General features: G+C 30.7%; 24 protein-coding genes. 10 read left to right on the forward strand and 14 right to left on the reverse strand.

The annotated features are described in order from the left end of the window. Positions 1-3: 3 nt before the first annotated feature. The 7 genes from ACTTBK_RS00520 to ACTTBK_RS00550 form a co-directional block, all read right to left on the reverse strand. Complete coding sequence (locus ACTTBK_RS00520; RefSeq protein WP_440618115.1) at positions 4-591, reverse strand: amino acid synthesis family protein; 588 nt, start codon at positions 589-591, stop codon at positions 4-6. Continuing rightward, complete coding sequence (locus ACTTBK_RS00525) at positions 588-2,291, reverse strand: thiamine pyrophosphate-binding protein (protein ID WP_440618116.1); 1,704 nt, start codon at positions 2,289-2,291, stop codon at positions 588-590. Before ACTTBK_RS00525 ends, ACTTBK_RS00520 begins: the two co-directional genes overlap by 4 nt. Then, on the reverse strand, positions 2,288-3,457 hold the full coding sequence (locus ACTTBK_RS00530) for an LLM class flavin-dependent oxidoreductase (RefSeq protein ID WP_440618117.1): 1,170 nt from the start codon (positions 3,455-3,457) through the stop codon (positions 2,288-2,290). The genes ACTTBK_RS00525 and ACTTBK_RS00530 overlap by 4 nt, the downstream gene beginning before the upstream one ends. A 123-nt stretch (positions 3,458-3,580) precedes the next feature. Next, entirely contained in the window at positions 3,581-4,732 is a 1,152-nt protein-coding gene (gene glpD / locus ACTTBK_RS00535; RefSeq protein WP_440618118.1) for a glycerol-3-phosphate dehydrogenase, read from the reverse strand. 54 nt (positions 4,733-4,786) lie between these two features. Continuing rightward, positions 4,787-5,755, reverse strand: coding sequence for a 2OG-Fe(II) oxygenase family protein (locus ACTTBK_RS00540; RefSeq protein WP_440618119.1), 969 nt, complete (start codon positions 5,753-5,755; stop codon positions 4,787-4,789). Further along, on the reverse strand, positions 5,752-6,705 hold the full coding sequence (locus ACTTBK_RS00545) for a DMT family transporter (RefSeq protein ID WP_440618120.1): 954 nt from the start codon (positions 6,703-6,705) through the stop codon (positions 5,752-5,754). The genes ACTTBK_RS00540 and ACTTBK_RS00545 overlap by 4 nt, the downstream gene beginning before the upstream one ends. Before the next feature lie 40 nt (positions 6,706-6,745). Beyond that, positions 6,746-7,213, reverse strand: a complete 468-nt coding sequence (locus tag ACTTBK_RS00550) for a thioesterase family protein (RefSeq protein WP_440618121.1) — start codon at positions 7,211-7,213, stop codon at positions 6,746-6,748. 43 nt (positions 7,214-7,256) lie between these two features. Here ACTTBK_RS00550 and ACTTBK_RS00555 point away from each other — a divergent pair, with 43 nt between their 5' ends. Then, a complete protein-coding gene (locus ACTTBK_RS00555; protein WP_440618122.1) occupies positions 7,257-7,655 on the forward strand; it encodes a GFA family protein in 399 nt (132 codons plus the stop codon). 7 nt (positions 7,656-7,662) lie between these two features. Here the strand turns inward: ACTTBK_RS00555 and ACTTBK_RS00560 are convergent, their stop codons facing one another. Continuing rightward, positions 7,663-8,688 (reverse strand): quaternary amine ABC transporter ATP-binding protein, encoded by a 1,026-nt coding sequence (locus ACTTBK_RS00560; protein WP_440618123.1) that lies wholly within the window; start codon positions 8,686-8,688, stop codon positions 7,663-7,665. A gap of 120 nt (positions 8,689-8,808) precedes the next feature. Here ACTTBK_RS00560 and ACTTBK_RS00565 point away from each other — a divergent pair, with 120 nt between their 5' ends. Beyond that, on the forward strand, positions 8,809-9,540 hold the full coding sequence (locus tag ACTTBK_RS00565; RefSeq protein WP_440618124.1) for a class II aldolase/adducin family protein: 732 nt from the start codon (positions 8,809-8,811) through the stop codon (positions 9,538-9,540). After that, the gene (locus tag ACTTBK_RS00570; protein ID WP_440618125.1) at positions 9,540-10,679 is read left to right on the forward strand and encodes a TauD/TfdA family dioxygenase; all 1,140 of its coding nucleotides are present in this window, start codon (positions 9,540-9,542) and stop codon (positions 10,677-10,679) included. Before ACTTBK_RS00565 ends, ACTTBK_RS00570 begins: the two co-directional genes overlap by 1 nt. Here the strand turns inward: ACTTBK_RS00570 and ACTTBK_RS00575 are convergent. From ACTTBK_RS00575 to ACTTBK_RS00585, 3 genes are read right to left on the reverse strand one after another with little or no spacing between them, the layout of a single operon-like run. Then, positions 10,676-12,106: an aldehyde dehydrogenase family protein gene (locus ACTTBK_RS00575; RefSeq protein ID WP_440618126.1), complete on the reverse strand. Its 1,431-nt coding sequence runs from the start codon at positions 12,104-12,106 to the stop codon at positions 10,676-10,678. The genes ACTTBK_RS00570 and ACTTBK_RS00575 overlap by 4 nt on opposite strands. A gap of 21 nt (positions 12,107-12,127) precedes the next feature. Then, positions 12,128-13,069, reverse strand: coding sequence for an NAD(P)-dependent oxidoreductase (locus ACTTBK_RS00580; protein ID WP_440618127.1), 942 nt, complete (start codon positions 13,067-13,069; stop codon positions 12,128-12,130). Then, entirely contained in the window at positions 13,069-13,938 is an 870-nt protein-coding gene (locus tag ACTTBK_RS00585; RefSeq protein WP_440618128.1) for a DMT family transporter, read from the reverse strand. The genes ACTTBK_RS00580 and ACTTBK_RS00585 overlap by 1 nt, the downstream gene beginning before the upstream one ends. A 59-nt stretch (positions 13,939-13,997) precedes the next feature. On the opposite strand from ACTTBK_RS00585, the gene ACTTBK_RS00590 reads away from it, so the two are divergent. The 6 genes from ACTTBK_RS00590 (at position 13,998) to ACTTBK_RS00615 (ending at position 20,469) form a co-directional block, all read left to right on the forward strand. Further along, positions 13,998-14,744, forward strand: a complete 747-nt coding sequence (locus tag ACTTBK_RS00590; RefSeq protein WP_440618129.1) for a maleate cis-trans isomerase family protein — start codon at positions 13,998-14,000, stop codon at positions 14,742-14,744. After that, the gene (locus ACTTBK_RS00595; protein WP_440618130.1) at positions 14,744-15,913 is read left to right on the forward strand and encodes a M24 family metallopeptidase; all 1,170 of its coding nucleotides are present in this window, start codon (positions 14,744-14,746) and stop codon (positions 15,911-15,913) included. Before ACTTBK_RS00590 ends, ACTTBK_RS00595 begins: the two co-directional genes overlap by 1 nt. 45 nt (positions 15,914-15,958) lie before the next feature. Continuing rightward, positions 15,959-17,044 carry an ABC transporter ATP-binding protein gene (locus tag ACTTBK_RS00600; RefSeq protein ID WP_440618131.1) on the forward strand — a complete coding sequence of 362 codons (1,086 nt, stop codon included), beginning with the start codon at positions 15,959-15,961 and terminating at the stop codon, positions 17,042-17,044. Between the two features lie 117 nt (positions 17,045-17,161). Next, the gene (locus ACTTBK_RS00605) at positions 17,162-18,280 is read left to right on the forward strand and encodes an extracellular solute-binding protein (RefSeq protein WP_440618132.1); all 1,119 of its coding nucleotides are present in this window, start codon (positions 17,162-17,164) and stop codon (positions 18,278-18,280) included. A 69-nt stretch (positions 18,281-18,349) separates the two neighbouring features. Further along, positions 18,350-19,612 (forward strand): ABC transporter permease, encoded by a 1,263-nt coding sequence (locus ACTTBK_RS00610; RefSeq protein WP_440618133.1) that lies wholly within the window; start codon positions 18,350-18,352, stop codon positions 19,610-19,612. 2 nt (positions 19,613-19,614) lie between these two features. Then, entirely contained in the window at positions 19,615-20,469 is an 855-nt protein-coding gene (locus tag ACTTBK_RS00615) for an ABC transporter permease (RefSeq protein ID WP_440618134.1), read from the forward strand. 2 nt (positions 20,470-20,471) lie between these two features. Here ACTTBK_RS00615 and ACTTBK_RS00620 read toward each other — a convergent pair whose 3' ends face one another. Then, the gene (locus tag ACTTBK_RS00620) at positions 20,472-21,599 is read right to left on the reverse strand and encodes a thiolase family protein (RefSeq protein WP_440618135.1); all 1,128 of its coding nucleotides are present in this window, start codon (positions 21,597-21,599) and stop codon (positions 20,472-20,474) included. 105 nt (positions 21,600-21,704) lie between these two features. Between ACTTBK_RS00620 and ACTTBK_RS00625 the strand changes: the two genes are divergently transcribed. Continuing rightward, on the forward strand, positions 21,705-23,927 hold the full coding sequence (locus ACTTBK_RS00625) for a 3-hydroxyacyl-CoA dehydrogenase NAD-binding domain-containing protein (RefSeq protein WP_440618136.1): 2,223 nt from the start codon (positions 21,705-21,707) through the stop codon (positions 23,925-23,927). Here the strand turns inward: ACTTBK_RS00625 and ACTTBK_RS00630 are convergent. Together ACTTBK_RS00630 and ACTTBK_RS00635 are read right to left on the reverse strand one after the other, a co-directional pair. After that, entirely contained in the window at positions 23,920-24,570 is a 651-nt protein-coding gene (locus tag ACTTBK_RS00630; RefSeq protein ID WP_440618137.1) for a peptidylprolyl isomerase, read from the reverse strand. The genes ACTTBK_RS00625 and ACTTBK_RS00630 overlap by 8 nt on opposite strands. Further along, positions 24,567-25,295: a putative zinc-binding metallopeptidase gene (locus tag ACTTBK_RS00635; protein WP_440618138.1), complete on the reverse strand. Its 729-nt coding sequence runs from the start codon at positions 25,293-25,295 to the stop codon at positions 24,567-24,569. The genes ACTTBK_RS00630 and ACTTBK_RS00635 overlap by 4 nt, the downstream gene beginning before the upstream one ends.

Below are 25,295 nucleotides of genomic sequence, written 5' to 3' on the forward strand. Positions count from 1 at the left end.
GATTTATTTGGGTTCAATACCCATTTCTTTCATATCTTGATATCGATCACCTGTTCTAGCATGTGCTCTCCCACTAGATGCTCCACCTATCGCAATTACCACCTCATCATTAAATGGTGCATCATGTATAGTAAATTCATGTGTTAGATAATAAGGTCTTAACCCAGAGTCAGTTTTATGCATCATTGGAATAGAAATTTTTGATCCTGCTGGTCCTCTTGTATTTGTAAAACTTAAATAAGATGTGCCTCCCACAGCGTCTCTAAATTTATTTCCAAATCTCAAAGTGTGAATAAAAGCAGATGCATGCTCTATTTCTCCATCCAGTCCAACTACTCCTGCTTTACCATATGCTAATATTTTTTCTGGAGATCCTATTTCTTTTATTAATTCTGGAACAAGTAAATCACCTAACTTAGGAGCCAGATCTAAAATTGTTGGTCTTAAGTCCTCAACAAATCCTTGACCATGCCATGGATTTTTAAAAACTGCAGCAACAGATACTAATAATACAGGCTCTTTTGCTTCCTTGCCTCCTTCAATATAAGTTTTGTCTACAAATTTTGAAAATTTTCTTAGCTCTAATTTCATTTTTTAATTCTATGTTGAAAACTATCTCTTCTAAAACTGTATAATGCTTTCGGATCTACATCAACATCTATCACAGCAGGTTTATTACTTTTTATTGCAGCTCTAACTGCTTCATTTATTTCAGAAACTTTTTTAACTTTAAATCCTTTTGCCCCATATAATTCAGCAACTTTATCAAAAGATGGACTTGTTATATCAGCACCTAAATATCTTTTACCAAAAAAATCTTTTTGATAAGCTTTTTCGGCTCCCCAACTTTGATTATTCATCACTATAGTTGTTGTATTTATTCCATATTCAACAGCTGTGCTTAATTCAGAAATAGTCATTCCAAAACCACCATCGCCCATCAAACTTACAACTGTTTTTTTTGGTTTTGCAACTTTGACACCAAGTCCACAAGCGAATGAAAAACCAACTAGGCCAAAATCTAGGGGTGTAAATAAAGAAGGGGGATCATAGTATTCTAAAGCGTCTGTTGCTTGTAAGCACAAGGTTCCTGCATCTAAAGTGATCGCTGAATTTTTAGGTAAAACTTGTCTTAGTTGTTTAAACAAACCTTTTGGTTGGATTGGAAAATTTTTTCCTAAATTTTCATTTTCTCTATTATTTAAAAATTCTTTTCTTTCTTTAAAATACAATTCAGTCCATTTTTTTACATCTAATTTGATTTTTTCTTTTTTAATTTCTTTATATAATTGAACAGTTGCTGTTGCAGCATCTGCATGAATTCCTATTGATACTGGAAAATACTTTCCAATCATTTTTTTTTCTAATTCAATTTGAATTATTTTTGCTTTTTTATTTATATTTTCATAAGAGTAAAATGTTGAATTAAATCCTAGTCGTGTACCGATAGCCAAAATAATATCTGCTTCTTTGACTAATCTTGATGCAACAGGATTGCCTCTTGGTCCCATTTGCCCTGCATTTAATTTATGATTAAATGGTATGGCATCTCCATGACCTGCGGCTGTAACAATTGGAACATTAAGCAATTCTGCCAATTTAATAACTTCTCTATATTTTGAGTTATATTTAATTCCAGCCCCAACAATTATTGCCGGATTTTTTGATTTCAGTAGCAATTTAGTTGCTTTATTTATTCTCTCTTTATTTCCTTTAAGATTACTTTCACTTAAGAACGAAGGTTTATTTAAATTAATATTGTAATTATTTTTTTCCGCCAATATGTTTCTTGGAAGATTGATACAAACAGGTCCTCTTCTTGGTTTCATTGATAAATGAAAGGCATCGCCAATTACTTTAGGAACAATCTTAGAATTTTTTACAGTCCAAGTCTTTTTTGTAATTGGAGCAAATAAGGATTGTTGATCTAACCCCTGAAAAGCATCTTCCATTTTATCTTTTGTTGAGTAAGAACCTGCAATTGCAACTACGGGAGAGAAAGCAGCTTTTGCTTGAGCTACTCCAGTTACTAAATTTGTTGCACCTGGTCCATTTTGACCTGCAATAATTACACCATGCTTATTTGATGCTCTTGCATATCCATCAGCCATATGAGTGCCTGTTCTTTCGTCTCTAACTCCAATAAATTTTATACTTTTTTCATGATAAAGAGCATCAAACATTTCCATTGTTGCAGAACCTATTAAACCAAAAACGTGTTTAGTTTTTTCTCTCTTAAGAGCTCTAACGGCAGCTTGACCACCGCTTATTTTTTTTTTGGAATTGATCACGAAACTTTTTTAACTTCAGTTCCTAAATCATCTTGAAAATGAGGCATAACTTTTTCTGTAAAAAGTTTAATACTTTTCATGCAATCTTTATGTTTTACTCCAGGAAAGTTTGACCAAACTTGCAGGTTTTGTAAATTTAATTCAGATTTTAATTCATGAATTTTATCAATCACATATTCAGGCGTTCCAAATAACATATTTCTTTTGTGTAAAAATTCATAATTCAATAAATCTAGCTTACCTTTAGTTTCTGGAAGTTCTTCACCTGGATCCATATGATTGCCTAGACCACGCCAATGACAAACCCAACGCATATAATTTACCATGTGTTCACCAGCTTTTTCTTTAGCTTCTTCCATTGTATCAGCTACAAACATATCTCTAACTAGAGATACACCTTCACCTAAAGGAATATTTTTTTTGGTTACCTCAGATCTTTTATTTTTATAAGCTTCAAATTTTGCCTTTAGAGCTTTTACTGTTGGTATCCACATTATAATATTAATATTATTCTCAGCTGCCCACTCAATAGATCTAATTCCATCAACTACTTGATGAATAGGAGGATAAGGTTTCTGAAAAGGTTGTGGCAAAACACTAATTTTTTTCATCGTGTTATCTTCCATATTCATAAATTCTTCACTTGGAGGACTCATATCATGCTGCCAAACATAATTTGGAGAAGGATATGTATAAAACTCACCTTGATGACTAAAAAACTTTTCACTCCATGCTTTTTTTAGCACTTCAAGTGTTTCAGCAAACAATCTGAAGTTTTTTGCTTGGTCTTTAAGATCAGCTTCTTTGTTTAAATTGATTGCTTCTCTTCCATAAATTCCTCTAGCAACACCAACCTCAACTCTCCCTTTTGAAAGTTGATCTAGCGTAGCAATATCCTCTGCTAGTCTTATAGGATTGTGAAATGTAATTACATTTGCAGCTTGTCCTATTCTAATATTTTTTGTTCTTGCAGCCGCATCTACTCCCATCATTATTGGGTTAGTGCATGACTCCATTCCTTCATGATTAAAGTGGTGCTCAGTAAACCAAATAGAGTTCCAATTATTTTGATCACAATATTCTGTGATTTCTTTAGTTTCGTCTAATAATTGATGAAATGGTTTGTGTGTCCAATTAGTGGTATTGCAAAAATAACCAAATTTCATAAAGCCTCCTTTAAAAGTTAATTTAAAGACGACCGATCCCACTTTCGTAAATCTTTGATTTTAACGACGAGTTATGTATCGCTTTATAAAATAACGATATCACTTTTTAATAGCAGTGGAAATCTAAAAAAGCTTCTTTTTATCTGTCCATGGGCCTTTTTTTGTTTTGGGTAAAAACTTTTTAAGATCTAATAGGACTTTCTCAGATAACTTTCTATATGTAGTAAGTTTTCCTCCATAAATGTTTAAAAGTGGCAATTTTTTTACAATTTGTAAATCAAAAACATAATCTCTTGTAACTTTTGAGGCCTCTTTAAAATCCTCTATTAGAGGTCTTATTCCTGAATAAGTATCAACTATATCTTTTTTGCTAATTTGTTTTTTTAAATAATTATTCACGGACCGAATTAAGTATTGAGTTTCTTGTTTTGATATTACAGTATTTTCTGGCGATTTAACTTCCACCTCAGTTGTTCCAATTAATGAAAATTTCTTTTTATAGGGAATTACAAAAATTATTCTTTTATCTGTATTTTGAAATGTAAATGCAACATCTTCTTTGTATAATTTCTTAGTAATGATGTGACTTCCTTTAACTAATCTTATTTTATTTTTAGATTTTATTTTTATATTTTTATGCAAAGTTTCATTTATCCATGGTCCAGATGCATTGATTAAAACTTTAGATTTTATTTTTTTTCTATTTTGAAGACTAATGACCCATTCATTATTAATAATTTCAGCTTTTTTAACTTTGTTGTATTCTAGTATTTTGGCTTTATTTCTTTTTGCATCTTTAGCATTTAGTTTTGTTAATTTTTTATCATCAATTTGAATATCGTAATATTGAAAACCAGTTTTGTATTTCTCTTTAAGAATATAAGGAAATTTTTTATTAAGATCTAATGTTCTTGATTTTGGAATGCTAGTTTTCCCACCCAAATTATCATACAAATGCAAACCAAATTTAATTAACCATGCTGGTCTAATTTTATCAGTATGAGGGATAATAAATGGAATTGGCTTTGAAATATGTTTTGCAATTTTATAAACAATTTCTCTTTCTTTAAGAGACTCTCTTACTAATTTAAATTCGTAATTTTCTAGATAACGAAGACCACCATGAATTAATTTTGTTGACCAAGAAGAAGTTGCGCCTCCTATTTCTCCTTTATCTGCTAAACATACAGACAAACCTCTTCCAGAAGCATCTCTTGAAATACCAGATCCATTTATACCGCCACCTATTATGAATAAATCAAATACTTTAGACATCAAACTAAATTGTTTATAAAATGTAATAATAAATTTTCAACGACTTAGATTATTCTAACGTTGGTATTCAATAAATTTTTTTAAAGATTGATTTAGAAATTTTTCGTAAATCTGACCTGTATTAGAATATTTTTTTGAATTAAGGAAAGATTTATTCATTTTAAAGTCATAAGAAGGCTCAAAGAAGAATGGAATGGAAAGTCTCTTGCTTTTGTTCCATAGCACTCTGTGATTTGTGGCTTTAAATTTACCTTTACTTAAAAACTCTAAAGCTCTTCCTGTATTTACCACCAAAGCTTTTTTATTAAATGGTACATCATGCCATTTTTTCGTTTTTCTATTCTGTACTTGAAGACCACCTTTTTTATTTTGATATAGAACTGTAAATATTCCACTATCTACATGCGTTTCACATCCAAGTGCAACTCCATCTTGTTTTGATATCTCCACTGGCCTTGTTTGATTTGGATAATAATTAAATCTTAAAGTACTTAAAGTTTTTAACCTTGAAAAAGCTTTGTTTGAAATATTTGGATCAAGTTTATTTAATTTAATTACACTTTTAAATAAAGTTTCACTTAAATTGTAAATATTTTCAAAATATTTATTCAAAGCCTTAATAGAAGTTTTGTTAAAACATTTATTTAGATCTAAATATTCAATGTATTGGTTTCTAGTTTTTGAAGAATATTTCTTGGTAATTTTTAAATCTCCTATATCCAAACCTTCTTTTCCATTTACATCATTTGGAAAATAACCTCTGTAAAGATTGCTATTTTTTTTATTCCATTTTTTTGGTGATAATTTCCTTTTTTTACTGTCTGACAAATTGAAGAACTTGTTTCCTATTCCACATATTTTATTAATTTCTTTCAAATTGAGACCATGTCCAGTCACTTGAAAAAAACCTATATTTACACAAGCTTTCTCAATTTCTTTAATTGTTTTTAACGCACTCTGGGTCTCAAAATTATTTTTAATAAGTGATGATATGTTAATTGTAGGTATATACTTTTTGGTCATCTTCTAATTGGTGTTTCCGTAGCAATGTATTGCTCTCTAACTCTTTCTCTTAAATAGATATATATTCCTGCTGCTATTATACAGGCAACACCTAGAAATGTTCTTCCAGATGGAATTTCATTAAATAGGAAATACCCAGGTATCATCGACATTATAATTAGAGAGTATTCAAATAAAGAAACAACCGATGGAGAGGCAACTATGTATGCGGAAAATATACAAAGAAAAGCAATTGATGCTGCTACACCAAAAAATAATATAAATTTCCATGTGTAATCAAAATTAGAAAACCATTCTCTAAAAATAAATTGAGTTGTTGGATCAAAATTAGAATTGTTAAACTGACCATTGCCCATAAACAGATAAATAACTCCACATAATATGAGCGCAATTAAATAGAAATAAAATAATTGAGTATTTACATCATCTTTATCAGAGGTGTATTTTGTAATTGTCATCGAGGCTGCATAAAAAAATGCACATCCGACAGGAAGCAGACTTTTGTATTCAAAATCTGAAAAATTTGGATCTAAAACTATAAACACACCAATAAAACCAAATACAATTGCAGACCATCTTCTAATTCCAATAAATTCTTTTAAAAAAAATTTGGCAAAGATTGAAACAAAAAAAGGACAGGAGAAAAAAAGTGCATTAGCTGTTGCTAACGGCATGTAAGTTAGTGAAATAAAAAATGCAGAAAAAGCTAAAAAATGTAAAACTACTCTTACTAAAGTTAATATTGGATAGTGAGTTTTTAAACTAACTTTTTGTTTTTTAAATTTGATGTAGCAAAACAGTAAAATTGCAGCAACAAAGTATCTACCAAAAAAAATTTCATATAATGCAGCTTTTTCAAATATAAATTTGATCAATGAGTCCTGCATTGCAAATAAAGTCATTGCAATAATAATAAGAACAATTCCTTTAGAGTTATTATCGGTACTCATTTCGCACCTATACCAAAATAAGATAATGAATAATATTTAATTATTTCTTCAGTTTTGAAGAGAACAAAAGATTTTCACTTGAAAATTCAGCTTCATTTTCCTTTATAAAATTAGCCATCAACTTCAACTTTTCTTCTTCGAATTCGGTTACCTTTCTTTTGTTGAGATCAATGTATAGAGATATCCATTCCATCGATGCTGAGATTTTTTTAGTCTCTTTTGTAACCATTTCCATTTTTAAATGTAATCGTTTTTTATCATGGTCAAAGTAAGTGAGGTTTATATCAACAGTTTCACCTTCTTTGACCTCATTAATATATTTAGTGTTTGTCTCGACAACCATAGTGCTTCTATTAAGATTTTTTGCTGCACTTGCTCCCATTTTAAACTTTTCAAGCGCTACTTCCCATGCTTCATCAAATATCAAAACATAATAAGCCATGTTCATATGATTGTTATAATCAACCCAGTTCTTTGTGATATTGAAGCTTTTAAGAAAAACTGACATTTAATTTTTTAATTTAATATTAATATCATATAATAAGATTTTTATGAAAAAAGTATTAACAGCCAGTTGTTTATGTAAAGGTGTAAAGTTTAAAACACTTAATAAACTAAGAAGTGTATCTAATTGCCATTGTGTGCAATGCAGAAAAACTCATGGTGTGTTTGGAGCCTATACAAATATTAAAGACAAAGAACTTAAATTTTTAAACAAAACTACTTTAAAGTGGTTTAAGTCATCTAAGAATTCCAAGAGAGGTTTTTGCAATAAATGTGGGGCAAGTATATTTTTTAAAGTTGATAAATCTGACAATGTTTCAATTTCCGCAGGAATGTTTGATGGTAAAACAAAACTAAAAACTTTTAGAAATATATTTGTAGGTTCAAAGTCAGATTTTTATCAAATCAATGACAAACTTCCAAAATATAAAAGATTTGCTAAATAATATTATTTTAAGATTTAGTTAAAGAAGACTGTAATTCTTGATTAGTAATATAACCCTTAATATTACCGTTCTTATCAACTACTTCACAATTTGAGTCTGAACAAACTATTTGAGGTAAAAATTCTTCAATAAATTGATCTTCATTTACTTTAATAACGTTTGATTTATCTATATTTTCAGAATCATTTAAATTTTTCATAATTATTTTTGCTTTGATCACTTTTGCTCTATTCACATCTTTAACAAAAGCTTTTACGTAATCATCTGCAGGATTCATTATAATTTCTTCTGGCGTTCCAACTTGTACTAATTTTCCTGAATTTAAAATTCCAATATGGTCACCTAATCTCAATGACTCATCAAGATCATGAGTAATAAATACAATTGTTTTTTTTAATTCTGATTGAAGATCAATAAGTTGTTTTTGCATATCACTTCTTATTAGTGGATCTAGAGCACTAAAAGCTTCATCCATCAACATTATATCCGTATCTGTTGCTAATGCTCTTGCCAAACCAACTCGCTGTTGCATTCCTCCAGATAATTGACTTGGATATTGATTTTCAAATCCATTTAATCCAACAGCATCAATTTTTTCCATTGAGATTTTATTTCTCTCATCTTCGGACTTACCTTGCATTTCCAAACCATACCCAACATTTTGCAAGACTGTTTTGTGCGGGAATAAACCAAACCTTTGGAAGACCATACTCATTTTGTGTCTTCTAAACTCAATAAGCTTTTCTTTATCAAGCGACATCACATTTGTGCCCTCAACCAAAATTTCACCATCAGTTGGATCTATAAGTCTATTTAAATGTCTAATTAATGTAGATTTTCCTGAGCCCGAAAGACCCATGCAAACAAACGTTTCACCTTCTTCAATTTTAAGAGAAACATTATCTAATCCAACTGTGTGCCCAGTTTTTTCTAATATTTCATCTTTAGTTGAACCTTCCTTGACCATTGGAAGCACTGATTTTGGATTATTACCAAAGATTTTATATACGTTGTTGATTTCAATTTTTGACATCAATTAAGTTCTAACAGTTCATAGAGCATAATGTAAAACAATTTCTATACAACTGATAATTGATTTTTATAAATTCGATTTTGTTTGATTTTGCTAGTCATTTAAATAATCATTTAATTTATGACCAAATCAGATCAAGATATTCGATGCGAACTATCTGCCCTTTATAGAATTTTACACATGTATGGGATGACAGATTTAGCTAATCAATGTGCTGGAGCTAGATCAGCTGAAGATAAAGATTGTTCTTTTGTTCATCCTTATGGAATGTTTTATGAAGAGATTACAGCATCATCTTTAGTAAAGATTGATAAAGATGGTAGAAAAATAAATTCAGATGGACCATGGTTAAATGATGGTTGTATCAATCTTGCACAATGGATTTTTAATTCACGTTCTGATGTTAACTTTTATGTTCACGGACATGCTAATGATGTTATGGCAGTTGGAGGAACTAAAGAAGGTTTGATGCATCTTTCACAAGCAGCAGTCTATTTAAATCATTTAATTGGATATATCGATTACGAATTTGTTGAGGATAAAGATTTTGGAAAAAAATTTGAAAACCTTATAGGGAAGCATGATATTTTAATTACACGAAATCATGGATACTACACTGTAGGTAAAACTGCTGCAGAAGCTTTTTTTAGAGCATATTATTTAGAACAAGCATGTACTGTTCAAGTTAAAAACTTATCTATGGGATTAAATAAACATGAAATAGACAAACAAAAAGCTGCTTATTTTTGGGATAATATGAGTAATTCAGATGATTATAATTATGATGGAAAAACAGAGTGGGCTGCATTATTAAGAAAATTAGATCGTGAAAATTCAAATTATAAAAGTTGATGGAACAAAATTATAAAATTGAAAATATAACTAAAAATTCTACTAATTTAGAAGTTGATTGGAGTGATGGAAAAAAAAGTAAGTTTAATTATTTGTGGTTAAGAGATAATTGTCCTACAGCACACGATAAAGATTCTCGTCATAGAATGTTTAACATTCTCAAAGTATCTAAAGATATAAATCCTAAAAAATTTTCTTTAAACAATGATGGTAAACTCCAAATTGTGTGGAGTGAGGGAGATCATGTTAGTTATTATGATCAAAAATGGCTGAGAGATAATTGTTATACAATTAAAAACAATTTGGAATACAAATCACCCTACAAGCTTTGGGATAATTCTCTTCAAGATCATTTAAAATCTGTAGAAATTGATCATGATGAAATCGTTAATTCAGATGAAGGCTTAATTAAATGGTTGGAACTTTTGCATCATACTGGAATTGCAATTGTAAAAAATGCACCGACAGATGAGAACTCTGGATTTAAAGTTTTAAATAGAATTAGTCATACTAGAGAAACTTTTTTTAAAACTCCATTTGAGGTAATTAATATTCCAAAACCAAACAATTCTGCTTATACAGCACATGCTTTGAGAAATCATATGGATTTACCTTGGTTTGAAACACCTCCAGGTTATCAATTCCTTCACTGCCTGGTTAATTCTGCAAATGGTGGAGATTCTTCAGCTGTAGATGGATTTGCAGTTGCTGATTATTTAAGAAAAAATGAAAAGGAAATCTTTGATACACTAGTTAATGTTCACCTCAAATTTCGAGATATGGATTATACACAAGAGTCAGTAAGAAGTTATTATGCGCCAGCAATTTCTTTAACTAAAGATAATGATTATCACGACATTAGATTTAGTGTTGCAACTATGGATGCCTTAGATTGCCATCCTGATTTAATGGACAAAGTTTATAAAGCTCATCATCGATTTGGAAATTTATTACACGATGATAAATTTCAAATTAAATTTAAATTAGGGCCAGGAGATATATTTACTTTCAACAATAGAAGATTGCTTCATGGGAGAACTGAATTTGATCCAAATTCTGGTCACAGACATCTACAAGGATATTACATGGATCGTGATGAAATTATTGGAAGATTAAGGTATTTGAGAAATTCAAATTAATTCCAACCAGTTACGTTTTTTAACTCTAAAAATTCTTCCAATCCCCAAACTCCTCCTTCTCTTCCATTTCCGGACTGCCTGTAACCACCAAAAGGTGTTCCAACATCAGCTGCATTACCGTTTATATAAACACATCCTGATCTTAATTTTTTTGCAACTCTATGAGCTTTTTCTTTATCATCAGTTTGAAGATAATTTCCTAAACCATAAGAAGTATCATTTACAATTTTCACTGCTTCATCCTCAGTATCAAACGGAATAATTGATAAAACAGGCCCAAAGATTTCTTCTTTTGCAATTCTCATCTCATTAGTAACATCTGTAAAAATAGTTGGTTTAATAAAATATCCTTTATTTAAACCATTGGGTAATTCTGGTCCTCCAGCAGCCAAAGTTGCTCCCTCAGAAATTCCACTTTCAATAAGATTTATAATTTTATCGTACTGAACTTTTGAAATTACAGGACCAATGTGATCACCTTTTTTAGTCGCTTGATCAACTTTAATTTTATTAGCTTCATCAACAGCTTCTTTTACTGCTCTTTCATAAATAGATTTTTCAACCAACATTCTTGTAGGCGCATCACAAGATTGTCCTGAATTACTCATTACATTTCTGATACCATCTCTCACTGCATCTTTATAACTGTCAGCAAAAACAATATTTCCACCTTTACCACCTAGCTCAAGACAAACTCTTTTAATTGTATCAGCAGCATTTTTAGAAATTAACTTTCCAGCTCTTGTTGAGCCTGTAAAAGAAACCATATCAATATCTGGATGACTTGAAATATCCGATCCAACTCCAGCCCCATCACCATTTACTAAATTAAAAACTCCTTTAGGAAAACCAGCTTCATCAATCATTTCAGCAAACAACATTCCCGATATAGGAGCAATTTCTGAGGGTTTTAAAATCATTGTACAACCAGTTGCAAATGCCGGAGCAACTTTAAGAGCAATTTGATTTATTGGCCAATTCCAGGGAGTTATTAATCCACAAACTCCAATTGGTTCATAACAAATATGATTATTTGATTTTTCATCAAAATGTTCTTCAAAGTTAAAATTTTTAAGTCTTAGAATAAAATCTTCTAAATGATCTCTTCCTGATGCTGTTTGAACATCATTCGACCAATCCATTGGAGCACCCATTTCTAATGAAATAGCTTCTGCCATTTCATTAAATCTTTTTTTGTAAATAGTTAATAATTTTTCTAATAATTTAATTCTTTCCTCTTTTGAGGTTTCTTTCCAAGTTTCAAATGCTGTTTTTGCAGCTTTTACAGCTCTATTTGTATCTTCAGTGGATCCTAGAGAAATTACTGCGCATGGATCTTCATTACATGGATTGATAACATCAAAGTCATTCCTCTTAATTGGATCTACCCATTCACCGTCAATATAAAATTTTCTTTTATCTAACATAATTTTATTTTAGCATACTATTTAGATTTCATATCCTTTTTCCTCGGGCTCATTATCAACTAACTCCTCTGGAAAACCTTTAGCTCTAAAATCAATATTATTTAAATCTTCCATCCTTTTTACGATCATAGAAGACCAGGCTCTAGACCCATATTTTTTTTGTCCATCTTTAAATATTTCAACAACTTTTGGAGATATCTCTAGTGGAGCATTTAATTTTTTGGCCAGATCATCAAATAAACCTGTATCTTTTAAAACTAAATCCATTGTAAAATTTATATTATAAGAACCATTCAAGATTACCTGACTTTCTGTTTCATGAACAAATGAATTTCCTGATGATGCAGCTATTCCTTTGAATGTTTTTTCAAGATCTAGATTAGATTTTTTAGCAACTGTCCAAGCTTCTCCTAAAGCAACCAAATGTACTGAGGCTAAATAATTTGTAATTACTTTAAGAGTACTTGCTGTGCCCAATTCACCAGTATGTAAAACTTTTCTTCCCATGACTATTAAGACAGGTAAAATTTTTTCAAATGCTTTTCTCTCACCACCTACAAAAATTGCAATATTTCCTGTTGCAGCTCTATGACAACCACCACTTACTGGGCCATCTAAAGGTATAGCGTTTTTTGCAATTACTTTTTCTCCAATTCTCTTTACCTCAGCTTCATCAGTAGTACTCATTTCAAGCCAGATTTTATTTTCAGAAAGGCCTTGAAGTACTCCATCTTCAGCTTCCATAACTTCTGCGCTTACTTTTAGAGATGGCAAAGAAGTAATTACAAGATCAACTTGTTCTGCAAGTTCTTTTCCAGAATTTGAAACTTTTGCACCTAAATTTTTAAATTGATCTGTTAAATTTTGATCTACATCTCTTACTGTTAAGTCAAATCCATTTCTTAACAAACTTCCTGCAAGTTTAGCACCTACATTTCCTAGACCAACAAAACCTATCTTCATTATTTTACCTCTTCTTTTTTATTTTTTGTAAAAACTATTAATATGACACCAATAATTATTATTACTCCACCAATGAACAATTCTTTTGTCGGTTCTTCTCCTAAAAGAAAAATCGCAGCCAACAATCCTGTTGGAGGAATTCCCATAGTTACAATTGGTAGAACTTTATAAATTGGATTATTTTTTATGACATAATAAAAGCAACCATATGTAACTGGCTGCATTATAAAACCAATGTAGATTGCAATTATCCAATGATTAATTTCTGCATTAGCAAAATATTCAATAGTATTTCCATCAATGATCGCTGATAATAGAATTAAAATTGGACCAGAAAATAATGCCATCCAAGCAACTAATGCTAAAGGATTAATTTCTTTACTTAAAGGTTTCACCATTACTTGCCCAAGAGCCCAAATAGCAGAGCCTAGTATGGTCAATCCAATACCAATAATTTTTCCATCTAAATTTGGTGATCCAGTTAAAACATAAACACCGATAAACGCTATACCAATACCAATTAAAGCCCTAACTGTTGGTTTCTCTTTAAGCATAAAGTAAGCAAAAATAACTCCAAACGGTACTTCCATTTGTACTAACAAAACCGCAGATGATGCATCAATTAAGTCTAAACCAGAGTAAGTAATACTGTACTGTAAAGTATTTGCTATTAAAGATGCTATGAATATTTTTAATAAATATCCTCTCGGTATTGGAAACCACCAGACTAAAATTGATGCCGCAAATATAAATCTTAAACCCATTAATAAAATTGGTGGAAAAGATTCAAATGCTGGTTTTGCAATGACAAAACCAAATCCTAAAAAAATCGGAACCAGCGATGCAATGAAGGTATCTTTTAAATTCATGTCGTTAATTTAATATTAATGATTATTAAAGAACTTCTGATATATTCATCTTTTAAAATATGAATTCAACAAAAATAGATCCAAAATACATTAGTAAATCAAATCCAAGAGTTGGCTTAATAGCTCTTGCAAGTGATTTTATGATTGAGAGAGATTTCATTAATGTCATAAAAGACAGGGAAATTGATTTTTTTGTAAACCGTATTGAATGTTACAATCCATTAACTCGAGAAAACCTGATTAAAATGTCTAATAAAGTAACTGAGGTTGCAAAAGATATTTTGCCAGATCAAGATATTGATTGTGTTGTTTATGGTTGTACTTCTGGGACCATTGCAGCTGGATATAATTCTATTGAACAAAAAGTAAAAGCAGCAAAACCAATGGCTGATGTTACAACGCCTAGCACAGCAGCAATCAAAGCTTTAAAAAAATTAAATATAAATAAAATTTCTTTGTTCACACCTTATAGTAAAAAATTAAATGATGAGGTTTTAGAATATTTTAAAACTGAGGGATTTGAAATTACCTCTAATTCTTACTTTGATATCGAAGCTGATTATGACATTGGTAAAGTAGATCAAGATTATTTATATGAAGTATTATCTAAAATTGATTTAAATGGGGCAGAAGCTTTGTTTGTTTCATGTACAGCATTACCTGTATTACCAATTATTGATAAACTTGAAAAAAAATTAAACACAATAGTTTTATCTAGCAATCAAGCGTTAATTTGGGATACACTTGTAAAAATAAATAAAAATAACTCTGTTGAGGGATTTGGAAAATTATTTGAGGTAAACTAATGTCATTTACTAAAGAAGAATACAAACAAAGATTAAAAAAAGTTCAAAAAATGATGCAAGAAAAAGGCATCGAGCTTTTAATTTCTCATGATACAAATAATTTATATTATCTAACTGGTTATGATGCTTGGTCATTCTATTATGCTCAATGTGCAATCGTTCATGTAAATGCTGATGAACCATTATGTTTTGTGAGAGCTCAAGATGCAGGTGGGGCTTATATAAAAACTTATTTAAAAGATGAAAATATTTTAGTTTATGATGAAGAGTACATTCATACTTGGCCAAAACATCCTTACGATAGATTAGTTGAAATAATTAAAGAAAGAAAATGGGATAATCTATCAATCGGGTTAGAGATGGATGCTCACTATTTTACTGCTTTTTGTTATGAAAAAATAAAACAAGGTTTGCCAAATGCTAAAATAAAAGACAGCGATCGATTGGTGAATTGGGCAAGATTTACAAAATCTGATGCAGAAATAAATTATATGAAATCAGCAGCAAAAATTTCAGAACAAGGAATGAAAACTGCAATGGAGGTAATCAAACCTGGTGTCAGACAGTGTGATGCGGTTGGTGAAATTCAAAAAGCACTTTTTTACGGAACAGAGGAATTTGGTGGTGAATATTCAAGTATTGCAACTCTTCTTCCTACAGGAAAAGGTACTTCTGCTTCACATTTAACCGCTACTCAAGATAAATTTGTTGAGGGAGAAGCAACAATTATTGAACTTTCTGGAGTTTATAAAAGATATCACGCTCCTATGGCGAGAACAGTTTTGCTTGGAAAACCTAATCAATTAAAAATAGATACGATGAATAAAACTATTGAAGCTTTAAACTCTGGTATTAGTGCAATTAAAGCAGGAAATACGGTAGATGATGTTGCTCAAGCTTTTTGGAAAATACTTGATAAATACGGTATCGAAAAAAGATCAAGAACTGGTTATTCAATAGGGATTGGTTACCCTCCTGATTGGGGAGAGCATACTCTTAATATATATAAAGGAGACAAGACAGTTCTTGAGCCAAATGTTTGTTTCCATATGATTGCTGTGATGCAATTTGGTGACTGGGGTGTTGAGGCGTCTGAGGCTATTAGGGTTACAGAAAACGGTTCAGAGTTATTTTGTAATTTTCCAAAAGAGCTTCATATCAAGAGTTAATTTACTATTGAATTCTACTTTCACAAATGTTTAATAATCAACTTTATGTCTAAAAATCCAGAATTCGTAAAATTTGATAAAGTAGATAAAAGTTATGACGGTAAAGTACTTGTCGTTAAAGATCTTCAATTAGATATTGCTGAAGGTGAATTTATAACGATGCTTGGACCATCTGGTTCAGGTAAAACAACTTGCCTAATGATGTTAGCTGGATTTGAAACTCCAACTAATGGAGAAATTTTATTAGATGGAAATATTATTTCAAATATTCCACCTCACAAAAGAGGAATTGGAATGGTGTTCCAAAATTATGCACTATTTCCTCACATGACAGTTTATGAAAATTTAGCTTTTCCTTTAAGAGTAAGAAAAGTTGAAAAAGATGAAATTGATAAAAAAGTAGATAAAGCTTTATCGATGGTTTCTTTAAATGGATTTGAGTCTAGAATGCCAGCACAACTTTCTGGAGGACAACAACAAAGGGTTGCTGTTGCAAGAGCACTAGTATTTGATCCAGCTGTTGTTTTAATGGATGAACCACTTGGTGCATTAGATAAAAATTTAAGAGAGAGCATGCAGTATGAAATTAAACATATTCATGAAAGTATTGGCGTAACTGTTGTCTATGTAACTCATGATCAAAGTGAGGCTCTTACTATGTCAAACAGAATAGCTGTATTTAATGATGGTAAAGTTCAACAGTTATCTGATCCAGCAGAACTATATGAGAAACCAGTAAATTCTTTTGTTGCAGAGTTTATAGGTGAAAATAATACATTTAATGGTGAGGTCTCCGATATAGATAAAGATAAATGTAAAGTTAAATTAGGTAATGCAGAAATATTAGCTAACCCTATTTCGGTAAAATCAAAAGGTGAAAAAACTACAGTATCTTTAAGACCAGAAAGAGCATTGATAAATCCAACTGATAAAATGGATAATATGTTTACTGGTAAAATTGAAGAAGTCATTTACCATGGAGACCACACAAGAGTTAGACTAGACTTACTTGGTAGTTCTGAGTTTATTTTAAAAGTACCAAACAGCACCTCTAACCTTGAGCTAAAAGTAAAAGAAGATATCAACATTGGTTGGAACAGTGTTGATGCTAGAGCTTTAGATCCAAAATAGCATCAATTAAAAAACCCAAATCATTATAAGATAAAATGAGCTGTTGACTTCACTTGCTCATTTTGGTGTACTTTCGTTATATAAATTAATTTATATTAACGTTTAAACGGAGGAATAATGAAAAAATTAAGTAAATTATTACTTGCTCTTTCTTTTGCTCTTTCAATAACTTCATCAGCATTTGCAGTTACTGTTGCATCTTGGGGTGGAGCTTATACAGAGTCTCAAAAGTTAGGGTATGGTGATCCAACTGCTAAGGCACTTGGAGTAGATATCAACTGGGTTGACTACTCTGGTGGTTTATCAGAAATCAAAGCACAGAAAGAAGCAGGTGCTATTACTTGGGATATCATAGACCTGTTTGCATTCGATACAATTAACGGATGTGATGAAGGTTTATTTGTTAAATTTGATTTTGACAAAGACTTCCCAGCTGCACCAGATGGAACTCCTGCAAGTGAAGATTTCTTCACAGGAATGCCAAGTGAATGTGCTGTAGGAAACATCTTATATTCTTGGAACTATGCTTTTGATACAAGAGCATTCGGTGGTAAAGAGCCAAAGTCAATTAAAGACTTCTTTAACACTAAAAAATTCCCAGGAAAAAGAGCAATCTATACTAGTGCTTTAACTAATTTAGAAATTGCTTTAGCTGCGGATGGCGTGAAGTTAGGTGACGGCGGAACTAGAGTTTACAGAAAACTTTTAGAAGACGGTGGAATCGACAGAGCGTTAAACAAAATTAAGAAACTTTGTACAGATCCAAATGGTGGATGTGTATTCTGGTCTGCAGGTGCTCAACCACCTGAATTATTAGTTGCTGGTGAAGTTGTTATGGCAACTGGTTGGAACGGAAGATTCTTTAATGCTGAAGTTGGTGAAGGTGCTCCAATTAAACAAGTATGGGATGGTCAAGGTCTTGACTACGAATATTTCGCACTTGTTGATGGTGGTCCAGACCAAGAGAATGCTATGAAAGCTTTAGCTATGATGACTAACACTGAAATGTTAGCTGGTAGTGCGAAGTACATTGCATACGCTCCATGGAGAAAATCTTCTCTTGATGTAATCACTGCTGGTGAGCCATGGTACAAAGATGGTAAAACAGAAATGATGCCTCAAATGCCAACTGCTCCTGCTAACACTAAAAACTATTTCTTAGTAGACCCATTCTTCTGGGCTGACTATGGAACAGAGATTGGTGAGAAGTGGGAAGCTTTTAAAGCAGGCCTATAATTTCAGTTTTAATCACTGAATTTATATAATATATTTAGGGCGGTTATTAACTAACCGCCCTATTTTTTTATGAGCTCTGAGGCAAAACAAATTTTAACAACTGACGGAATACCACTCGAGGTCAGTTTAAAAAAAGCTGAACGGAAGAATAAGATTAAAGCTTTTCTTCTAGTAGCTCCTCTACTTTTATTTTTAGTAATTACTTACATTTTTCCAATTGGTGAAATGTTTACCAGAAGTATTGATGACAAAATGATCACAAATATGCTTCCAAAGACATTTAAATCTATGGAAACATGGGATGGAAAAGAATTACCATCAGAGGAAGTGTTTGAGAGTTTTTATTATGATTATAAGGTTTTAGTTGAAAACCAAGAGCATGGAAAACTTGGGCAAAGATTAAATAAAGAGAAAAATGGTTTTAACTCAACAACGAAAAGACTTTTCAGAAATATTAAAAGAAAAAAAATAGACGAAACCGCTAGTTTCAAAGAACAAATGATAAAGGTTCATAAGAACTGGGGTAACGTTGAATATTGGCAGGCTATAAAAAGAACAGCGCCACCTTATACATTAGCTAAATATTTAAAAGGTATGGACATGTATTATGCTGCTGATGGAAGTATAGCGCAAGTAGATGAAGATAGAAGAATTCATAGAATTTTGTGGTTAAGAACGCTTGAAATTGCTTTTTTTGTAACTCTATTTTGCTTTGTAATGGGTTATCCTATCGCACATTTATTAGCAACATTGCCAATGAAGTATTCAAATCTTTTGATGATTTGTGTTCTTCTTCCATTCTGGACTTCATTGCTAGTTCGAACTGCGAGTTGGATGATTTTGTTACAGCAACAAGGAGTCGTTAATGATTTTTTTGTCATGATAGGGTTGGTTGCTGACGATAACAGACCAGAGATGATGTATAATAAAGTTGGAACTTATGTGGCAATGACACAAATATTATTACCTTTCATGGTTCTTCCACTTTATAGTGTTATGAAAACAATCTCTCCAAGTTTAATGCGAGCAGGGAAATCTTTAGGAGGAACTCCATTCGTCGCTTTTTGGAAAGTATATTTTCCATTAACTATTCCAGGAATAGGAGCAGGATGTTTGTTAGTATTTATTTTAGCAATTGGATATTACATTACTCCAGCATTAGTTGGCGGTGCGTCTGGAACATTAATCAGTAACCAGATTGCTTATCATATGAAAACAACATTAGATTGGAGCTTTGCATCAGCGATGGGATTAATGTTGTTAACTGGAGTTTTAGTTATTTATTGGATTTATAATAAACTAGTTGGGGTAGACAATATTAAATTAGGATAAATATGGCATTACCAAGTTATACAGAAACGCGTTATAGAATTTGGCATTATTTTTATTTAGCTATTTGTGCTTTTGTATTTTTCTTTTTAGTCGCGCCTCTATTTGTAATATTTCCATTATCATTTAATGCTGAGGAATTTTTAGTTTTTTCAGAAGGAATGAAAAATCTTGATCCTGATGCTTTTTCTTTACGATGGTATAAGGATATGGTTTATGGAACTAAAAACCCATGGGGACTAGCTGCAAAAAATAGTTTTATAATTGCAATATTTGCAACGATAGGATCGATAATACTTGGGACATTGGCTGCGTTAGGTTTAAGCAGTAGGCACATGCCTTATAAAGGAATTATAATGGCAACTCTTATTTCTCCTATGATTGTTCCATTAATTATATCAGGTGTTGCAATATTCTTTTTCATGGCAAAAGTTGGTTTAGCAGCTACACATACAGGAATAGTGTTTGCTCACATAATACTAGGAACTCCATTTGTTGTAATTACTGTAACAGCAACATTATCAGGATTTGATCATAGTGTAACAAGAGCTGCATCTAGCTTAGGTAGTAACCCTGTAAACACTTTTATGAAAATTACTCTTCCATTGATATTACCAGGTGTAATTTCAGGAGGTTTATTTGCATTTGTAACTTCATTTGATGAAGTAGTTGTAGTTTTATTTCTTGCTGGTTTAGAAAATACTACAATTCCAGTACAAATGTGGACTGGTTTAAGAGAGCAGCTTAGTCCAACAATTTTAGCTGTTGCAACATGTTTAATTATTCTTTCAACTTTAATATTAATTAGTGCAGAACTATTAAGAAGAAGATCTGAAAGATTAAGAGGAATTAATAGATAAAATTAAACCGCTTCAATTATTGTTGCAATTCCCATTCCCAAACCAATACATTGAGTAGCAAGAGCGTACTTTTTATTTTCTCTTTTTAAAAGTTGTGCAGCTTTTCCTGTTATCCTCGCACCAGTTGCACCTAATGGATGCCCTAAAGCAATTGCTCCACCATCCAAATTTACTTTATTAATATCTATTTCTAAATCTTTGATACAAGCTAGTGATTGAGATGCGAAAGCTTCATTTAGCTCCACAATATCAATGTCTTTTATTGAAAGTTTAGCTCTTTCCAAAGCTTTTTTGGTCGCTGAAATTGGCCCTAACCCCATATAGTTTGGATCACATCCTTCAACAGCAGTAGATTTTATTCTCCCAAGAATTTCTAAACCATTCTCTTTTGCAAAATTTTCTTCACATATCAGAGTTGCAGCAGCTCCATCAGTTAGAGGAGACGAAGTTGCAGCTGTTACAGTTCCATTTTGATCAAACACCAACTTTAAACTATCTAATTTTTCCATTGTGCTATTAGGTCTTATATTTTCATCTAATTCACAATCACCTATTTTAGTAATCTCGTTTTTAAATTTATTTTTTTGTTGTGCTTCATTTGCTTTTCTATGACTTTCTAAAGAAAACTCTTGTTGCTTAGTTCTTGAAATATTATATTTTTTTGCAACATTCTCTGCAGTAATTCCCATTGATAAATATAAATGTGGGTTTTGTTTTTCTTCATCAGAATAAGGGTAGGGCAAAGGATCAAATCCAGTTCTAACTCTTGTCATACTTTCTACTCCTCCACAGATAAACATCTTACCTGATCCCATTGCTATTTTTCCTGCTGTTATATGAATTGCCTCCATTGAAGATCCACACCATCTATCTACAGACATGCCAGGAACTCTCATATCTAGATCTGATAAAAAAGTTACTAATCTTCCAATATTAAAACATTGTTCACCAACCTGAAAAGCGCAGCCAACAACAACATCATCAATTTCTTTTGGATTAATTTTTGATTGTGAAACAAGATTTTTAATTACTTCAGCTAGTAGATTAACTGGTTTTACATCTATTAATTTCCCTTTATTTGCCATTGCAAAAGGTGATCTGGAGTAACCAGCTATTACTGAATTGTACATTTTTCTCTTTAATATTGTGTTAATTTATATAGCTTACCAATTTAATTAATCAGGAAATTTGTCTTATTTCAAGTTTTTGATTAATTCAATAGAAGTTTATTTATTATGGATATAAAAAAAGTAGTTGTTATTGGATCTGGTACGATGGGTAGTGGAATTGCAGCGCACCTGTGTAACGCAAATGTACCTGTAACTCTTTTAGATTTAACAACAGAAATATCTGAAAAAGCTAGAGACAGAATTCATAAATCAAGACCTCCATTACTTTTAGATAAAACCAAAATTAAAAATATTAAAGTTGGAAATATTAATGATAATTTTGATGTAGTGAAAGAAGCTGATTGGGTTGTTGAGGCTGTTGTTGAAAGAATTGATATAAAGCACAATATTTATGAAAAAATATTTAAGAATAGAAAACAGGGAGCAATTGTTTCATCAAACACATCATCTATCCCAATAAAAGTTTTATCAGAAAAATTAACAGAAGAAGAAAAAAAAGATTTTTGCATTACTCATTTCTTTAATCCAGTTAGATACATGGGTTTACTTGAAATTGTAAAAAATGAAAATAATGATTTGAATAAAATTAATTCTCTTAAAAAATTTTGTGAAATTGAATTAGGTAAAGGTGCTATCGTTTGTAATGATACACCTGGTTTTTTAGGAAATCGAATAGGTGTTTATGCAATGCAGGTAGCAATGACTGAAGCATTTAGAATGAAACTATCAATAGAGGAAGCTGACGCAGTTTTTGGAAGACCAATGGGCATACCTAAAACAGGAGTTTTTGGCTTATATGACTTAATTGGAATTGATTTAATGGCTGATGTTTTAAAAAGTTTCATTAAAGAGCTTTCTGATAATGATGAATTTCAAACTGTTGCAAAAGAAATTCCATTAGTAAAAAAATTGATTGATACTGGTTACGCTGGCCGTAAAGGAAAAGGTGGTTTTTATAGAATGAATAAAAATGAAAACCAGAAAATATTAGAGGCTATCAATTTAGAAACAGGTGAATATACAACCTCAAAAAAAATAGATTTAGGTATTGAAACAGTAGATATAAATAATTTAATTAATCGAAAAGATAAATATGGAGAATATGCTTGGGAAGTAGTTTCTAAAATAATTAAATACGCGTCTTCTTTAGTTCCAGGAATTACAGACAAATTCAACGATATAGATGAAGCAATGAGACTTGGTTTCAATTGGGCAATGGGTCCTTTTGAAATGTTAAAATCAATTGGAGTTAAAAACTTTTTTTTAAGGATAGATAATTTTGAAAATAATAAATTTTTAGAAAATTTATCTAAGTCAAAAGATGAAAACTTTTATGGAGAAAGACAATTATATACTGATATTGAAACACTAGGAAAAATTAGACCAACAGCAATAAAAGTAGATAAAAATAATTCTGCTGAAATTCACCGTTTTAAAGATTTTAATATAGTCGAATTTACTACAAAAGCTTGTGCACTAGATTATGATTCAATGGATGCATTAAAAAATGCAACTGACAAACCACTTATTGTTATGAATGAAAGCATGCAATTTTCTGCAGGTGTGAATTTGAGTTATACGATGAATTTTGCAGATAAGAATGATTTCAAATCTATAGAAAAATTTATTAAATACTTCCAAGATACTTGCAAAACATTAAAATATTCTAAGTACCCGGTAGTGTCTGCACCTTCCGGTCTTACTTTAGGTGGTGGTTTTGAAGTTTTAGTTCAAAGTAACTTTGTTGCATCACACACAAATATTGTGGTTGGTCTTGTAGAAACAATTGTTGGATTGGTGCCAGCTGGAGGTGGATGTAAAGAAATGTTATGGAGATGGTCACAAACAGAAGAAGCAAAATCTGATCCTGATTATGCTCCTTTAAAAGTATTTGATATTATTGGATACGCAAAAACTGCAACTTCTCCAGTAGAAGCTGAGCCTTTAAAATACTTAAAACCTGAGGATAAAAAAATCATGAATAGAAACAGTCTTTTTGAAGAGGCGAGAAAACTTATTCATCAAAATAACGATTTTGTTCCTCCAGAAGAGTGTAAATTTAATTTATCTGGAAAACCTTTGAAAGAAAAGATGATTAAAGTTTTAGAGAAATTATATAATGATAAAATAATATTAGATCATGGAATGCATGTTGGAACTGAACTTGCAAATGTTTTAAGTGGTGGTGATACAAATTTAGATAAAACTTTATCAGAAGATGATCTTTATAAGTTAGAGTTAGATTCTTTTATGAGATTGATAGAAACCAAACAAACTCAAGATAGAATTAAACATACTCTTTCAACCGGAAAACCTTTAGTTAATTAGTCTCTAACATTCTAAAAGTGTTTATATAATCAGGTCTAAGTACATAGATTGCTTTATTACCTGTTTTAATTTTCTTAAGAATATCTAGACCAAACTTTACTTTTCCAAGTGGAGTGTATTCTCCTTGATAAATTGGGATATCTTTCAAGGTAATAAAAAATTCACTATCTTCAGAGTCAAATTCTGTTGATCTTGCAAAACCGACACTACCTTCAGTAAATTCAAAATCGTCACTAAGTTCTGATTTCAATAATCCCAATCCTGATTTTCCACTTCCAATTTTTGAGTAATCTAAATATTTAATATTCCCAAATTCAATATCACCAGCTTGAACTAAAGTATTTTCAACAACTTTATAGAATGCCGAACCATCATACATTTTTTTTTCAATTAGCGTTTTAAATCTTTCGACAGCTTTTGGAGAAATGTCAGGATATAACTCAATAATAACGTTTCCACATTCTAAATTCATTACAGCGATATTATTTGGGTTCTTAAAGTTTAATTTTTTTAAATCATTGTTGTCTATAAATAGACATTTATTTTTTAATAAAAAAAAAGATGAAAAAGCAGAAACGGCTAAGACTATTAAAAAAATAAATAAAATTTTTTCTGATTTTGATGCCTTAATTGTTTTAATCATAAAATATTTTCATCTATTTTAGATATATTTAATTTAATAAAATTAACCTTTTTGTTTAATATAGGGTCGTTTTTTATTTTCTCTTCAATCAAATTTTTATTAACCATTAAAAAAGAAAAGATTTCAGCCATATCTTCTGATGGAATTGATTTGGAATATTCTGTTAAAAAACCATTGGTATTTTTATATAAATCTAAATTTAATCTATCTGAGCAAGTGGAGCATTCAGCGTATTTAAAATCAGAATTATTAAATAAAGAAAATTTTTTATCATTAAAATCATTCTCATAACTATTTTGAATCATGTGAAAAATTTCATGATGAATCATTCTTTCAAAATATTTTTCGTTAAAGTTTATATCTAATATTAAAGTTCTATTTTTGTTATCTGGTATTCCACCAGTATTGATGTTCGAAATAAATAAACCTTCACAAAATACAACATATTTTAAATCTATTTTTTTAAGAAATTTAGAATTATATCTTTTAATATTTCTTTCAATGATTGGAAATTTTGTATTAAGATTTTCTTGATTTGTCTTATTGCAGGTAATGTTGTCATCTACTCCTATTTTAAAATCTCCTTTTGCATTTAAATAACGGATATTGTTCTCATTTTTTAGTTTATAGATTTGTAAGTTCGGAATTTTGATTAGATTGTATATTTCATCAGCATTTACATGTGAAAACTGAAATATTAAGATGAATAAAATAATAATTTTCAT

Origin of the sequence: Candidatus Pelagibacter sp. HIMB1493, assembly GCF_052047995.1 — a bacterium.
In the GTDB taxonomy this organism is placed as follows: domain Bacteria; phylum Pseudomonadota; class Alphaproteobacteria; order Pelagibacterales; family Pelagibacteraceae; genus Pelagibacter.

What these genes read in the sequence shown, in the direction of transcription:
- ACTTBK_RS00520 (WP_440618115.1), bottom strand. Translation starts at nt 591, where the DNA reads ATGAAATTAGAGCTAAGAAAATTTTCAAAATTTGTAGACAAAACTTAT.
- ACTTBK_RS00530 (WP_440618117.1), bottom strand. Translation starts at nt 3,457, where the DNA reads ATGAAATTTGGTTATTTTTGCAATACCACTAATTGGACACACAAACCA.
- glpD (WP_440618118.1), bottom strand. Translation starts at nt 4,732, where the DNA reads ATGTCTAAAGTATTTGATTTATTCATAATAGGTGGCGGTATAAATGGA.
- ACTTBK_RS00540 (WP_440618119.1), bottom strand. Translation starts at nt 5,755, where the DNA reads ATGACCAAAAAGTATATACCTACAATTAACATATCATCACTTATTAAA.
- ACTTBK_RS00545 (WP_440618120.1), bottom strand. Translation starts at nt 6,705, where the DNA reads ATGAGTACCGATAATAACTCTAAAGGAATTGTTCTTATTATTATTGCA.
- ACTTBK_RS00550 (WP_440618121.1), bottom strand. Translation starts at nt 7,213, where the DNA reads ATGTCAGTTTTTCTTAAAAGCTTCAATATCACAAAGAACTGGGTTGAT.
- ACTTBK_RS00555 (WP_440618122.1), top strand. Translation starts at nt 7,257, where the DNA reads ATGAAAAAAGTATTAACAGCCAGTTGTTTATGTAAAGGTGTAAAGTTT.
- ACTTBK_RS00560 (WP_440618123.1), bottom strand. Translation starts at nt 8,688, where the DNA reads ATGTCAAAAATTGAAATCAACAACGTATATAAAATCTTTGGTAATAAT.
- ACTTBK_RS00565 (WP_440618124.1), top strand. Translation starts at nt 8,809, where the DNA reads ATGACCAAATCAGATCAAGATATTCGATGCGAACTATCTGCCCTTTAT.
- ACTTBK_RS00570 (WP_440618125.1), top strand. Translation starts at nt 9,540, where the DNA reads ATGGAACAAAATTATAAAATTGAAAATATAACTAAAAATTCTACTAAT.
- ACTTBK_RS00575 (WP_440618126.1), bottom strand. Translation starts at nt 12,106, where the DNA reads ATGTTAGATAAAAGAAAATTTTATATTGACGGTGAATGGGTAGATCCA.
- ACTTBK_RS00580 (WP_440618127.1), bottom strand. Translation starts at nt 13,069, where the DNA reads ATGAAGATAGGTTTTGTTGGTCTAGGAAATGTAGGTGCTAAACTTGCA.
- ACTTBK_RS00585 (WP_440618128.1), bottom strand. Translation starts at nt 13,938, where the DNA reads ATGAATTTAAAAGATACCTTCATTGCATCGCTGGTTCCGATTTTTTTA.
- ACTTBK_RS00590 (WP_440618129.1), top strand. Translation starts at nt 13,998, where the DNA reads ATGAATTCAACAAAAATAGATCCAAAATACATTAGTAAATCAAATCCA.
- ACTTBK_RS00595 (WP_440618130.1), top strand. Translation starts at nt 14,744, where the DNA reads ATGTCATTTACTAAAGAAGAATACAAACAAAGATTAAAAAAAGTTCAA.
- ACTTBK_RS00600 (WP_440618131.1), top strand. Translation starts at nt 15,959, where the DNA reads ATGTCTAAAAATCCAGAATTCGTAAAATTTGATAAAGTAGATAAAAGT.
- ACTTBK_RS00605 (WP_440618132.1), top strand. Translation starts at nt 17,162, where the DNA reads ATGAAAAAATTAAGTAAATTATTACTTGCTCTTTCTTTTGCTCTTTCA.
- ACTTBK_RS00610 (WP_440618133.1), top strand. Translation starts at nt 18,350, where the DNA reads ATGAGCTCTGAGGCAAAACAAATTTTAACAACTGACGGAATACCACTC.
- ACTTBK_RS00615 (WP_440618134.1), top strand. Translation starts at nt 19,615, where the DNA reads ATGGCATTACCAAGTTATACAGAAACGCGTTATAGAATTTGGCATTAT.
- ACTTBK_RS00620 (WP_440618135.1), bottom strand. Translation starts at nt 21,599, where the DNA reads ATGTACAATTCAGTAATAGCTGGTTACTCCAGATCACCTTTTGCAATG.
- ACTTBK_RS00625 (WP_440618136.1), top strand. Translation starts at nt 21,705, where the DNA reads ATGGATATAAAAAAAGTAGTTGTTATTGGATCTGGTACGATGGGTAGT.
- ACTTBK_RS00630 (WP_440618137.1), bottom strand. Translation starts at nt 24,570, where the DNA reads ATGATTAAAACAATTAAGGCATCAAAATCAGAAAAAATTTTATTTATT.
- ACTTBK_RS00635 (WP_440618138.1), bottom strand. Translation starts at nt 25,295, where the DNA reads ATGAAAATTATTATTTTATTCATCTTAATATTTCAGTTTTCACATGTA.